This window comes from Bradyrhizobium sp. Mp19 (assembly GCF_029952935.1).
In the GTDB taxonomy this organism is placed as follows: domain Bacteria; phylum Pseudomonadota; class Alphaproteobacteria; order Rhizobiales; family Xanthobacteraceae; genus Bradyrhizobium; species Bradyrhizobium elkanii.
The window spans coordinates 581764-593583 of record NZ_JASAUT010000001.1; the positions used below are offsets into that span (position 1 = coordinate 581764).

Below are 11820 nucleotides of genomic sequence, written 5' to 3' on the forward strand. Positions count from 1 at the left end.
CCGGTTGAGCCGGTTGCAGGCTGATCAGGTCATTTCAGAGGTCAACTATAACGCCGGCGATCCAAGTTACGAGATGGCGGATCCTCATCAATATCTCCTTGGTCGCCAGCTCGAAAAAGAACTGCTGCTGCAATATGACAAGGGCATTGTATCTCTGGCTCAGCGCGTGACCTGCCCGCTGATGTGGAGCCACTATGGCGACCAGCATCGGGGTGTTTGCATTGGCTATTCGGTACCGCCCAATGCGCAACATGATCTCCATAAGGTCAAGTACGGCGGCAAGCGGCTTGTTGACGCCAGCAAGGTCCTGGCAATGCTCGATGGCGACAAGGATGCTGGTCTTCAGGTCGACGAGGCAGTTTTGTTGCGAAAAGCGGCGAGTTGGCGGTACGAGCAGGAATGGCGTTTGATCGGAGAGCGAGGTCTGCAGAATTCCCCGCTCGAGCTCGAAGAGATCATCTTCGGGATGCGTTGCACCGAGGCAGTGAAATATGCCGTCATCGCCGCCTTGGATGGCCGGAGCCGATCCGTGCGCTTCTATGAAATGTCCGAGCTCCACGGGACCTTCAATCTGAAAAAGTACCCATTGGACGAGGGAGAGATGAGGGCCTTTCTACCGAGGCGGTCTCGCGACACGGACGAAGCATTCGAGTCCGCCGCCTTTCCCGTCGCAGAGAAGTAGCCGCTGTGACGGTCGTCAGGGCGGCACCGGCCCGCGGCCGGTCACGCTCTACTCACAGGCACACGCCTGCGAGCGGAACCGCAAGAGCGTCTCCGCCCTTCGGGTGACGATCGTTGCCGCAAACATCTGCATAAGGGCAAGCGCAATGTGTCGCTCGCCGGAGGCACTCGCCCTCGGGCCCGCCGTCATCGCATGCCGGCGTCGCTATCACTGCCCTTCGGGTCGGGTGCCTTCTTAACCGGTCTCGCGACTGCACTCGGTCTCGGGTCCCGCCGCTGCGCGTCGGCGCTATGCTGACCCTCCTGCGGGTGCCTCTTTGATTCTCCCACTCTTGCGAACTGTCTTCACCTCTTCGGTGCTTCCTGCATGCTCACGGTCGAAATCTAAGGAGCACCGCCCCTCACAGGGGTAATCCGGGCGCTCATGGTCATCATGTCCACGGACGGCGCGCGGATCTCGGCATCTTTCAGTCGCACGGTTCTGGTCGTCCTGGATATTGTGCTGCGGTCGTCATGACGGTGCGGCCGGATCTTCCTTGACGCCGCGGGCGACGATCCGGAGGCTTCCGTCCGGAAGCGGCCGCTGTAGCTTCAGGGCCTCGTCTAAAGGAGCCGTCATCCAGGTCTCGACCTCGTCCGGCGTCGTCAGGATCACGGGCATCGCCTTCGGATGGATCGCGCCTACTTCGGCGTTCGGCTCCGTCGTCAGGAACGCGAAGATGTCGTTGGTCGTCTCGCCTTCCTTGACCTTCCTGACGGACGTCCAATTGGTCCAGATGCCGGCGAAGCAGGAGAGTGGGCGGGTCTCGTCGAGCGCGAACCAGATATCACCGCCCTCGGCCTTGTTGAACTCGCTGAAGGAGTTAAAGGGCACCACGCAGCGGCTTTCGGTCCCGAGCCATCGCGTCCAGTGCTTGCTTTTCACGTTGCGGATGTTGGTCGTGCCGCCGTCCGGCTCCATTCTGAGCAATTCCTTGAAATCCACCGTCTTGCCCTTGGCTTGCAGCTTCTCGGCTCGCTTCTTGGTGGCGTCCATCAGTGCCTTTGACGACGACGGCATCCCCCAGCGCGCCGTCGCGAGTTCGCGGCCCTCCGCCCCATTGCGCACGATCGGTGCCTGGTAGTCTGGAAAAACTCCCGGCATCGGCGCCAGGTTGCCAACGTATCGGTTCACGACACGAAACAGCGCGCTGATAGCCGCTTGGTTGGTCGTGATGGAATAGAGATTGCACATTGGTCAGGGTTCGGTTCGAGGGTGGCGCGGCTGCCACGTCAACTGTAACAGAGTCGCGGATGGACGCCGGCCGGCCTTGGCGCATTTGCGGCAGCGCAGCCGGCTGGCGAGATCGTGCACGAAGGTGGTCGGCGGGTGCTTCATCGCCGCGAGGTCCACGTCGCTTGGCGTCTTGCAGCGCGCGCACCTGATCTCCAGCCAGGGGAAGCCACCGTTCACGGCCTGATCGATGGTCGGCGACGGATCGATCGGTTCGCCGTCACTCCACATGCGCTCGTTCCAGCTTTCGCAAAGCAGCCTATCGGCTTGCTGGATCATCGCCTCGCCTTTGGCCCGCATCTCTGCCGATTGGGTAGCCAGGATGTTAGCCATCGCGCGTGCCTTGCCGAGCTCTTTCGCCAGAGCCTTGCGATCGCCGCCCGACAGGGGCGTAGGGTGATACTTCGGGGCCATCCGGACATCCAGGCGCAAAGAGATCGGATCGGCAAATGCTGAGCGACTACGGCGTCTCGAACGCTGGCCAGCACCCGTCTTCTTCATGCCTGCCGGTACGCTGCTGGCAGGTGTTGTCGAGCAATCGCTGCGCCACGTCCTTCCAAACTGCGTTGCGGCCATACAATCGGACAGCATCGGCCGTCTGGATTTCTAAGGTACGTTCGCAGCGGCGGCAGGAGACGCGGAGCACGTGGCGCTGAATTTCGGAAAGACACCGCTGCCGCATTTGAGCCCCGGTCGTGCCGGCGCGAGGGTCTCTGAGGACCGATTCCCAGTATTCGGCTGGAAGCGGCGCCTCTGGAGCCGCAGTGGAAGGGCTCGGCCTACGGGCGGCTTCGGCGGCCAGCTTTTCCATCTGCTTCGGGGTCGGCATGCGCCAGCTCGCGGGTCGGTCGGTCATGCCTGAATTAGAACATAACAAGAACAAATGTCGAGTCCGACCAGGGCAGCTGCTGAGAAAAATCCTCCTATCGAGCGGGCAGCGATGTCGGAACCAAGCCGGTTGGTTCGTCTTGAATCCGGCATCAGTAATGGAGTTCCCGCGATGGCCCCCCGCGCCAACTGGAAAGGCTTCTTGCGTCTCTCCCTCGTCACCTGTCCGGTCGCGCTCTATCCGGCCACCTCGGAATCCGAAAAAGTCTCCTTCAACCAGCTGAACCGAAAGACCGGCCATCGGATCAAGTACGCCAAGGTCGACGCCGACACCGGCGAGGAGGTCGACAACGAAGACATCGTCAAGGGCTACAAGGTCGATACTGACACCTTCATCGAGGTGACCAAAGAGGAGCTTGAGAACGTCGCGTTGGAATCGACGCGAACGATCGAGATCGACGAGTTCGTCGACCGCAGCGAGATTGATCCGCGATATCTCATTCGTCCTTACTACCTGCGTCCCGACGGTAAAGTCGGGCATGATGCGTTCGCCGTCATTCGGGAAACCATCCGCGAGATGAACAAGGTCGCAATCGGCCGTGTGGTGCTGACCAATCGCGAACATATCATCGCGCTCGAGCCGCTCGATAAGGGGCTGATGGGCACGCTGCTGCGCTATCCCTACGAAGTCCGTTCCGCGGACGAGTATTTCGATGGCATTCAGGATGTCAAAGTTACCAAGGACATGCTTGATCTCGCCAAGCACATCGTCAATCAGAAGGCGGGCCACTTCGAGCCGAACAAGTTCGAAGACCAGTACGAAACCGCCCTCATCGATCTCATCAATCAGAAGCGCGCGGGCAAGCCCATCACCGCGAAAGCGCGTCCTCGAGGTGAGAACGTCGTGGACCTGATGGACGCGTTGCGCAAGAGCATCGGACGAGAGGCGACGGCCCCGACTGAGGCGCCGAAGAAGCCGGCCAAGAAGCCGCGCAAGGCGGCCGCTGCGCAGAAGGAAATGCTGATGCCGATCACCGGCAAGAAAGCGGCCAAGGAGGGTGCGGCGAAAAAGCCCGCCGCGAAGCCGCAGCGAAAGTCGGCCTAGCCTATCGTGAAGCACCGGTCACGCCAGACGGTCACTCCTTCGTCATCCGCGCAGGCTCTGGCAGACCGTAAATCCCATCTCGACGAGGTCGCGTGAGACTATCGCGCTGACCGGCAGATAGGTGACAGCCGCGAGGCCGAACCAACGGCGCATAGAGCCGTCAACCTCGCGATTCGCAATGAGAGGGGACACTTTGCGCGCTGCAGGCCGCGCCACTGCGGAAGTTTATCAAGTTGCGTGATTTGCCCTGGGGGGAGTGTTTGGGCAGCGTAGTCTTTCAGCCTAATCAGTTTGGTTTTGGGAGAGAGGCGATCCATTGGGGGCGAGACGCAGCTATGGGTGCAGTGCACCGTCCGCAAAGTTTAACATGCTTGAATCCCCAAGCGGGCGAAACCGCGCTAGGATTAGATTTTCCCTTGGGGGGCTGCTATGTTCGACACGGCAACCACCGCGCTTTTGCGCGCGATTCTCGATGAAGTCTGTGAAAGCGTCTCGCACCGCGAGATCGGGGCACGTACCCACGTCGCGTCGAAAATCCTAGAGGCTGCGACGAGAGGCGAGATTTCTCCCGAAGGTCTCAAACAGATTGGTCGCGACGCCCTCTCGCACGCGCCGACGATGTGGCGCTGATCGCGGGGCGGGCGTGAACTTTCAAGTCACCGTCCTGAAGATTTGGTAGCTTATCCGGACGGCTTTGCCGTGATGGAGGACCTCAAGAGGGATATGGCCATCCTAGCAACGAGTGGCCGCGACTGGGCGGACCGGACCAGGCGCCCTCGCGGCGAGAGTGCCCGATCTCGACATCTTCTCACAAGGATTGGTCAAACGGATAAGCGGAGGATGGAAGATCACGTCCAAAGGACGGGCGTTGCTCGAATTGATGGAAGCGCGGCCAACGGCCTTGGAAAGGGCCGAGGCGCCCCCAGTTTTGGAGACGAGTGCGACCTCGCCGGCGCCTGTTCCTCCGCTGCGGCAGCCCGCCGGATCGTGCCAAGCGACGGCGCGAAAGACGTCAACGTCGGCGCGAGGCGCGCGAACGGGCAAGAGCAAACGCCTCTTGAGGTAACGACTGAGGGAAGAAAAATCCGCCAAATGGGAGCAGCGGTTTGATAGTCCCGGACTGTCGATTTGCCTCCCCAGCCCCAAGCGTACCGCCGTTACCTTGTTTGCGGCCATGCCGGCCCCGATCTACTCGGGACGGCGACTGAGCACGGGTCCTTCTACCGAGCCGGCGAGCGACAATATGGCGAGGAAATGGAGGCCGAACCCGCGCGGAAGAGCTGGCCGGGTTCCTTTTGAAAGGGCGTTGCGCGGTCGGTGAGGCGAGCTACTTCAGACAATCGCCATAAAGTTCACTGACATGCTCCCCAACAGTCAATCTTCACGAAGGCCATAATGTCCCAGTACTCACTCGATGTATTGCGTCAGCGCTATGTCGTTGAGAAAAGACCGCTCGAGGCCAGCGTCGAGCAGATCTTGCGGGCCGACACCCGCGCCGGAGCGCGGGCCATTCTGGCTTCAATCGACAAACGCCGCTTCGAAAATAGGTCGGAAGGGCAGCGCCTCCGCAAGATGCTCCGCTTCGAGACCTCTCTGTGGGAAACAGGCCATCATGCCGTGGCAGGCGTGGATGAGGCCGGAATGAGCCCTCTCGCCGGGCCGGTCTCCGCTGGCGCCGTGATCCTGAAACCGGGCACGCGGATAGTCGGAATCGACGACTCGAAAAAACTCGACGCCGCGGCTCGCGAAGAACTCGCGAAGGAGATCAAGGAAAAGGCGGAGTGTTGGTCTGTGGCGTTCGTCGAGGTCGAGGAGATCGACGCGATCAACATCTATTGGGCGGGCATCCAGGCCATGCAGCGTGCGGTCCGGGGGCTAGGCTTGACGCCGCAGCACTTGCTGATCGATGCGAAGCGGTTGAAGGAAATCGATATTCCTCAGCAGGCCATCATCAAAGGCGACGCCAGGTCCGCCAGCATCGCGGCCGCCTCCATCCTCGCGAAAGTCGAGCGCGACGCCGTCATGCGGGCGCTGGACCTGCGACACCCCGGCTACGGCTTCGCGGATCACAAGGGCTACCCGGTGCCGGCTCATTATGAAGCGCTCGCCAGACTCGGCGCATGCGCCGCTCACCGGCGGTCGTTCGGACCGGTACGTAAGGCTCTCGGGTTGCCGCCCTTGCCGCCATGGCCTTCGGCATCTGAGCGCGACGCCGGCTGAACAGGTCTACGCTTCGTCTCGGCGGCGCTATTTTCGCGACCGCTTCTTTTCGCGTACGACGTTCTTCGCGTTTTTGTCCGACCGCAGCCCGAGATAGACCGGCTGGCGCAGCTCGCCGTTGCTGGTCCACTCCGCGAACTTCACTTCTGCGACCAACGCAGGACGCACCCAGGTCGTGACCTGCTCATCCTTCACCTTGGCAGGGAACGGTGACTTGGCGGTTTTGAGCTTCATGAGCCTGCCGTGAAGCTCTTCGAGAACTTGGTGGCTGAAGCCGGTGCCAACGTGGCCTATGTACCGCCATGCATCCCCTTCGCGTACCGCGAGGACGAGAGCGCCGAAGAAAGGCCGGGTTCGCCTCGGCGCCGTGAAGCCGGCGATCACGACCTCTTGTCGCTGCGCGGTCTTCACCTTCAGCCAGTCGGCGGTCCGGCGTCCGGACGCGTACGGGCTATCGGCGCGCTTGGCCATGATGCCTTCGAGATGTCTCCGCTCCGCATCTGCGAAGAACTTCGTTCCCTTGCCTTTGCGGTGGTTGCTGAACGCGACGAGCTTGTGGCGCGGAAGGATGGCCTTGAGCCGCTTCTTGCGCTCGAGGAGCGGCAGCGCACGCAGGTCCTCACCGTCTGCGAACATGAGGTCGAAGGCGCAATACAGGAGCTTCGCCTCATGGCGCAGCGCGTTTTGAAGCAACTGGAAATGCGAGACGCCGTCCTTTCCGATCGCGACGAGCTCCCCGTCGATCACGGCATCGCCCTTCACGCCCTCCAGCGCTTTGGCGACCTCGATATAGCTGCGGCTGATGATCTTGCCATTTCGGCTGTAGAGCGCAACCTTGCCTCGCCGGATTTTCGCGATCATCCGGAAGCCGTCATACTTGTCCTCGAAAACCCAGCCGGGATCGTCGAACGGCGCGTCGGTGAGCGTAGCGAGCATCGGCTGCAGGCGCTTGGGCAGGGTCGACGTCCGGCTCATTCGAGGCCAATCCTTAAGAGCACGTTGCCAAATGCGTGGACGTCCTTCAAGGATTAGGGAACGCTTCGGGGCCGCGTCGTGTTCCGCAGGCTCCGTGGCATGCGACGTTGACGCTCGATTGAGGAGGGCGGATCAGACCGATGGCGAGAAAACTGAAAACCTTTCAGACTTCTCTGGGCTTCTTCGATCTGGCGATCGCCGCTCCGTCCATGAAAGCGGCCCTCGAAGCCTGGGGCCCCAACAGCAATCTCTTCCACCAGGGCGCGGCGAAGGAAAGCGACGATCCGGACGTCATCGCTGCGGCCATGAAGAAGCCGGGCGTCGTTCTCAGGCGCCCGGTCGGATCCAACCGATCCTTCAGCGAGCAAGCCGAACTGCCCTCCGATCTCGGCGGGGACAGAAGATCGACGAACGCCCCGCGCAAATCGAAGGGCCAAATTGCGAAGAAACCTTCCTCACGTCCAGTCGACAAGACGGCCGAGCGGAAGGCTGCGCTTGCCTACGAACGGGAGGAGAGGCGCCGGGAAGGTGAGCGGGCGAAGGAAGAGGCCGCCAGGCAGAGAGAACGTGAGCGCCGTCAGCAGGCGGTCGACAAGGCGCAGGCTGCGCTGGACAAGGCGGAGCAGGAGCACGCGAAGCGGGCTGCCGCCATCCAGGCCGAGGTTGAGGCTCTCGCGAAGAGATCGCAAACCGAAGACGATCGCTGGAATAAGGAGAGGGAGCGATTGGAAGCTGCGCTGCAGCGTGCGCGGAGTTAGTTTCTTGGCAGTTCTTGCTCGGCGGCACCGAGGGAAGGCAAAGGGTTGCCGTCAAGCAATCATCGTTCGGGGTCTGGTGCGCGCGCTGCGGCTCGGTTCACCGTGGTGCGGTCCCCTCGGTCCTCGGGACGCGAGCTCCATGACCGCTTGATGCAGCTCGGCCGGAATAATCAGCGGACTTTCGGGGGCTTGTTCGCCCACTGCCAGAAGCGATCGAACGCATCCATCACAGGTCCTCCCGTAGGCCCCGGAAGAAGGGGTGGCGAACCTTTCCCTCGGCCGACTTCACGCGATACTCGATCTCGGCCAGAAGCTTGGGTTCGACCCAGATGCCCTTGTGACCGATGCGCTTGGTATATGGCTGGGTCTTTCGGATGAGGGGTTTAAGCCGTTTCTGCAGATCGGCGGCCGAGACCTTGTCGAAGCCGTGGTCGACTTTGCCGGCGTAGACCAGATCGTCGCCCTTGCGCCGGCCGACGTAGATGCCGTCCCACTTCGTCCCATCGAGTGCGAAGCCGGCAATGGTCAACGTCTCACGCTGTACGCAGGTCTTTTTGACCCAATCATTCGTGCGTCCTGTTGGATAGGCGCTGCCCCGGACCTTCGAGACGACGCCTTCGAGGCCGAGCTTGCAGGCGTGCGCGAACATCTCGCGGCCGTCTATCTCGAAGCTTTCGCTGAACTGGATGTCGGTACCGCCTAGGATCTTCTTGAGTTCGGCTTTGCGCTGAGAGAGCGGTAGCTTCCGGATATCCCGGCCGTTCAGATAGAGCAGGTCGAACGCGACGAGCACGATGCTCTTCGACTTGCCCTTGAGCTCGTTCTGCAGGACCGAGAAGTCGGTCGTGCCGTCGGCGGCCGGTACCACGATCTCGCCGTCCACCACCGCCGAGTTCGCCTTGATCCGCCAGGCGTCGTTAGCGACCTTCTTGAAGCGATGCGTCCAATCGTGGCCGCGTCGGGTGAAGATCTTCGCCGTCTCATTGGCCAGATGGACCTGAACCCGGTAGCCGTCGAACTTGATTTCGTGAATCCAGCGCTCTCCGGACGGCACCTTCTCGGTCGAGGTGGCCAGGGCCGGCTCGATGAAGCCGGGCAAAGGCGCCTTGACGCCAATATTCGCCGGTTTTTGACGCTGAAACGCCACTGAAGAACTCCACGCTACAGCCGATTCAAATTGGCACAGTTCGAATCGTTCCGGAACCGCGGAATCCTTGTTGCGTTGCCTCGACGCCACGAACAGGAGGTATCCATGGCGGCAGCAAAGAAGTCGAAGACGGCGCGCGGGCGAAAGCAGGACCGGGCTCGGGTGGCCGGCGGGCAGGACTACGAAGTGCAGTACGAGGCGAAGAAGACACGAAAGTCGGCGCCGGCGGTGAAGAAGGCTGTCAAAAAGGTCGGCAACGCGCGCAAGCGCGTGGAGAAACGGCTCGGCCGCTGAGGTCGGAGACGGGCTGGCGTCGAAGCTTAGCGCCAGTCCTCCTCGTCAGAGGGGCATTCTGGGCAGGTATCACCAATCGAGTCCAGCACGTCGCGAACCGCGGCCTCCGCTGCCTGAGGGGAGACGTCTGCTGGCGGGTGAAGACGCGCGATATCGAAGGCGCGCTCTCGTGCATGCGGATCGGCGCGGTCCTGCATCCAACCGTGCTCCTCGCACTCGCGGATGGCGCCCGCTTCCTGGAGCACGTCGATAGCCCATCCCCGCAGCGTCCGTATCGCCGGCCTTCGCTCAATGGTCATCAGCATTGAAGTAGACTCCGAATAAGACGAATCCTGTAACCGCTCGTTTGTTCCGGCTGCTAGCACAAGGCTGGGATTCCCAGTCAGCAGAGGGACAACGTTTTCCCCGTTCTGAGACCACTGTGAAAAATGCCAGGCGGTTCTCGCAGGGTTGCCTGCATCACGTGCACTCAGGTCTTTCAGTGTCTGCGCGTGCGGCCGGAGCCGCACCGGGCTCTCGTGAACCGAGCCGCGCAGCGTCTCGGCCGTGCGGCTTCGATCCCTCGCGCCAGAGCTTCGGTGCTCCTCGCCGGGGGCACGCGGGAAAGGGGCCCGCCGTCATGAAGTATGCCGGCGTCGCTATCACTGCCCCGTTCCCGGGTGCCCTTTTAACCGGTCTCGTCGCTGCACTCGGTCCCGCGTGCCGCCTTCGGCGTCGCTATGCTCACGCTCCTGCGGGTGCCATTTCTCTTTAAGGCGATGCGCCCTGGCGCACGCCTGGTCGGGCCTGCGGCCCTATGACCGAGCTCTAAGAGCGAGTCTCGTCGCGCATCGAGATCAAGTTCACAAAGAGATAGAAGGTAATCCCGTCCGATGGTAAGAGCCAATATGCGATGCGGCGAAGTTTGTTGCCTTGAGCGGAAATCAACGTGCAAGTAACCGGCTATTGTTCACTTGGGAAACAGCTTGTCCCGAATGTAGCGGGACGTCGGCGTTAGCCTGATCCGTCGCGGCTTGCGCCAGACCGCCTTGTCGATCTCCTTTGTGTCACCAATCTTCAATTGGCCGGACGCTTTCTTAGCCACGAAAACAGCATCGCTCATCTTGCGCCCAGATCGGCGGTTCGTGCCCTTCACTTCCTTCCAGAGCTTCAACGGTCCGAGTTTGATTTTCGGAAGTTCTTCCGCAACCTCTCGACGAAGGCACGCCCTGTCACTCTCACCGGCACGCTTGCGGCCGCCCGGAAACATCCAGAGCCCGTCGCGAGGGCGTCTGACAAGAAGCGCACGACCGTTCTTCGCAACGACAAGCTTTGAGGATTTCGCCATAACCCCTCAAATCGGTTTCACAATCCGAGATCTGTTTAGGCCGCTTGGGCCGCTAAGAGCAGTGACGCGGACCGCGTTCCTTCTCTTCACAAAAGGAACTATCACGATGTGGGGCCGAGCTTGCATGATCCTGAGCGATCTATCGCGCAAACGTTCGTATGTCTTGGAGAAAGATCTTTGAGCAGTTAAGTTTTGAACTGCTTCAAGGAAGAGCAAGCTGGCATCGGCGAGGCGTTCTCGGTTGGGCAAGCCGCTCGCCTCTCATTCGGCGATGGCGATAGATTTTCTCTATCTCTCGTATCGGACATGGTCTTCAGGTACTCTCGATGAGCAATTTGATCCGACTCCGCTACAACACAATGGCAGACGAAAGCCCGGGCGGGGAGTGGAAATGGCGCGTGATCTTGGAGAGAGATGGTGGATACGAGGAAGTTCTCGTAAAGAAGCTCTCGATTAACGTGCCTTCATTCTCTCAAGCAGACGAGATGCCTATTGTGGGACGCAAGTATCACATTGCTTGCTACGGCGAATTAACGATAAAAGACGGACACGGAACCATATGCAAACCCAGGTAAGGTCGCCTTGGTTCGGGCTGCTCTCCTTATCACTTATGTTTTCCGGTTTGGCTCCGGTACAGCGAAGGTCGCCGCGGTTACGCGGATCTGCTTACCGCACAGCCGCGCGGCGATGCTGTTCATGGTGGTCATCACGGCATATATCGGATTTGTGAAAACGTCTCATTTCGAGCCCCAGCCGGTGCCGTAATGGGCCCTGCTCCGAACAAGGTCTGATGACGGTAACTGTCCCTCATGGACGATGAGACAAAGACACGACTTTGAGTCGAACACATGGACTTCGATGCTCAAGGGACTTTCTGGCTAAGATGCAGGTCGGTCCAACAATGCGGAGATCACCCGCAATTAAACTGAATGACTGCCCAGGAACACCTTCACTCAAGCAAATTCAACTGCACACAGGTTCAGGCTGGCACGTATGACGTCAGAGCTGGCCCCGGTTGTTTGGACAGCGCCCCGCTGGATTTAAGTGGATTCCTGCCGGGTTATGCTGAACGCGGGGCTTTACGATTTTGTCGTTGCGTCGGGAGGGCGTAGCCCGACCAGAGCGACGACAAAATCGTCGGCGACGGTCATGCGGCCATCACCATAGCTTGCGTGCCGAAGTAAGCCTCGTCGGGCGTGCGCCCGTCAAGGC

Annotated in this window: 13 protein-coding genes and 1 pseudogene; 7 read left to right on the forward strand and 7 right to left on the reverse strand. The window is 60.8% G+C overall.

Annotated features, from left to right (window positions below):
• The first annotated feature begins 4 nt into the window (after positions 1 to 4).
• Positions 5 to 682, forward strand: coding sequence for a DUF2971 domain-containing protein (locus QJT82_RS02675; RefSeq protein WP_244435986.1), 678 nt, complete (start codon positions 5 to 7; stop codon positions 680 to 682).
• 510 nt (positions 683 to 1192) lie between these two features.
• Here QJT82_RS02675 and QJT82_RS02680 read toward each other — a convergent pair.
• The 3 genes from QJT82_RS02680 to QJT82_RS02690 are packed head-to-tail and all read right to left on the reverse strand — an operon-like array spanning position 1193 to position 2810.
• On the reverse strand, positions 1193 to 1915 hold the full coding sequence (locus tag QJT82_RS02680) for an SOS response-associated peptidase family protein (protein WP_028343450.1): 723 nt from the start codon (positions 1913 to 1915) through the stop codon (positions 1193 to 1195).
• A 3-nt stretch (positions 1916 to 1918) separates the two neighbouring features.
• On the reverse strand, positions 1919 to 2368 hold the full coding sequence (locus QJT82_RS02685) for a hypothetical protein (protein ID WP_016839810.1): 450 nt from the start codon (positions 2366 to 2368) through the stop codon (positions 1919 to 1921).
• Between the two features lie 46 nt (positions 2369 to 2414).
• Positions 2415 to 2810 carry a hypothetical protein gene (locus QJT82_RS02690; protein WP_016839811.1) on the reverse strand — a complete coding sequence of 132 codons (396 nt, stop codon included), beginning with the start codon at positions 2808 to 2810 and terminating at the stop codon, positions 2415 to 2417.
• 144 nt (positions 2811 to 2954) lie between these two features.
• Here QJT82_RS02690 and QJT82_RS02695 point away from each other — a divergent pair, with 144 nt between their 5' ends.
• From QJT82_RS02695 to QJT82_RS02710, 4 genes and pseudogenes are all read left to right on the forward strand, one after another.
• Positions 2955 to 3887 (forward strand): Ku protein, encoded by a 933-nt coding sequence (locus QJT82_RS02695; protein WP_028343451.1) that lies wholly within the window; start codon positions 2955 to 2957, stop codon positions 3885 to 3887.
• Between the two features lie 429 nt (positions 3888 to 4316).
• Positions 4317 to 4517 carry a hypothetical protein gene (locus tag QJT82_RS02700; protein WP_028343452.1) on the forward strand — a complete coding sequence of 67 codons (201 nt, stop codon included), beginning with the start codon at positions 4317 to 4319 and terminating at the stop codon, positions 4515 to 4517.
• 13 nt (positions 4518 to 4530) lie between these two features.
• Positions 4531 to 4948, forward strand: a pseudogene (locus tag QJT82_RS02705) (hypothetical protein).
• A gap of 334 nt (positions 4949 to 5282) precedes the next feature.
• Positions 5283 to 6107 (forward strand): ribonuclease HII, encoded by an 825-nt coding sequence (locus tag QJT82_RS02710; protein WP_028343453.1) that lies wholly within the window; start codon positions 5283 to 5285, stop codon positions 6105 to 6107.
• 27 nt (positions 6108 to 6134) lie between these two features.
• On the opposite strand, the gene ligD (QJT82_RS02715) is transcribed toward QJT82_RS02710, so the two are convergent.
• The gene (gene ligD / locus QJT82_RS02715) at positions 6135 to 7082 is read right to left on the reverse strand and encodes a non-homologous end-joining DNA ligase (RefSeq protein WP_028343454.1); all 948 of its coding nucleotides are present in this window, start codon (positions 7080 to 7082) and stop codon (positions 6135 to 6137) included.
• A gap of 140 nt (positions 7083 to 7222) precedes the next feature.
• On the opposite strand from ligD (QJT82_RS02715), the gene QJT82_RS02720 reads away from it, so the two are divergent.
• Positions 7223 to 7840 (forward strand): cell envelope integrity/translocation protein TolA, encoded by a 618-nt coding sequence (locus tag QJT82_RS02720; RefSeq protein ID WP_028343455.1) that lies wholly within the window; start codon positions 7223 to 7225, stop codon positions 7838 to 7840.
• 226 nt (positions 7841 to 8066) lie between these two features.
• Here the strand turns inward: QJT82_RS02720 and ligD (QJT82_RS02725) are convergent, their stop codons facing one another.
• Positions 8067 to 8987 (reverse strand): non-homologous end-joining DNA ligase, encoded by a 921-nt coding sequence (gene ligD, locus QJT82_RS02725; protein ID WP_028343456.1) that lies wholly within the window; start codon positions 8985 to 8987, stop codon positions 8067 to 8069.
• Positions 8988 to 9092: 105 nt separating this feature from the next.
• On the opposite strand from ligD (QJT82_RS02725), the gene QJT82_RS02730 reads away from it, so the two are divergent.
• Positions 9093 to 9281 (forward strand): DUF3606 domain-containing protein, encoded by a 189-nt coding sequence (locus QJT82_RS02730; protein ID WP_016848274.1) that lies wholly within the window; start codon positions 9093 to 9095, stop codon positions 9279 to 9281.
• Positions 9282 to 9307: 26 nt separating this feature from the next.
• On the opposite strand, the gene QJT82_RS02735 is transcribed toward QJT82_RS02730, so the two are convergent.
• Positions 9308 to 9586, reverse strand: coding sequence for a hypothetical protein (locus QJT82_RS02735; RefSeq protein WP_028343457.1), 279 nt, complete (start codon positions 9584 to 9586; stop codon positions 9308 to 9310).
• 644 nt (positions 9587 to 10230) lie between these two features.
• Complete coding sequence (locus tag QJT82_RS02740) at positions 10231 to 10608, reverse strand: NUDIX hydrolase (RefSeq protein WP_028343458.1); 378 nt, start codon at positions 10606 to 10608, stop codon at positions 10231 to 10233.
• Positions 10609 to 11820: the final 1212 nt, after the last annotated feature.

Bases quoted from the DNA above. Each gene is read 5' to 3' on its own strand.
- QJT82_RS02680 (WP_028343450.1), bottom strand. From the start codon at position 1,915: ATGTGCAATCTCTATTCCATCACGACCAACCAAGCGGCTATCAGCGCG.
- QJT82_RS02685 (WP_016839810.1), bottom strand. From the start codon at position 2,368: ATGGCCCCGAAGTATCACCCTACGCCCCTGTCGGGCGGCGATCGCAAG.
- QJT82_RS02690 (WP_016839811.1), bottom strand. From the start codon at position 2,810: ATGACCGACCGACCCGCGAGCTGGCGCATGCCGACCCCGAAGCAGATG.
- QJT82_RS02695 (WP_028343451.1), top strand. From the start codon at position 2,955: ATGGCCCCCCGCGCCAACTGGAAAGGCTTCTTGCGTCTCTCCCTCGTC.
- QJT82_RS02700 (WP_028343452.1), top strand. From the start codon at position 4,317: ATGTTCGACACGGCAACCACCGCGCTTTTGCGCGCGATTCTCGATGAA.
- QJT82_RS02710 (WP_028343453.1), top strand. From the start codon at position 5,283: ATGTCCCAGTACTCACTCGATGTATTGCGTCAGCGCTATGTCGTTGAG.
- ligD (WP_028343454.1), bottom strand. From the start codon at position 7,082: ATGAGCCGGACGTCGACCCTGCCCAAGCGCCTGCAGCCGATGCTCGCT.
- QJT82_RS02720 (WP_028343455.1), top strand. From the start codon at position 7,223: ATGGCGAGAAAACTGAAAACCTTTCAGACTTCTCTGGGCTTCTTCGAT.
- QJT82_RS02730 (WP_016848274.1), top strand. From the start codon at position 9,093: ATGGCGGCAGCAAAGAAGTCGAAGACGGCGCGCGGGCGAAAGCAGGAC.
- QJT82_RS02735 (WP_028343457.1), bottom strand. From the start codon at position 9,586: ATGCTGATGACCATTGAGCGAAGGCCGGCGATACGGACGCTGCGGGGA.
- QJT82_RS02740 (WP_028343458.1), bottom strand. From the start codon at position 10,608: ATGGCGAAATCCTCAAAGCTTGTCGTTGCGAAGAACGGTCGTGCGCTT.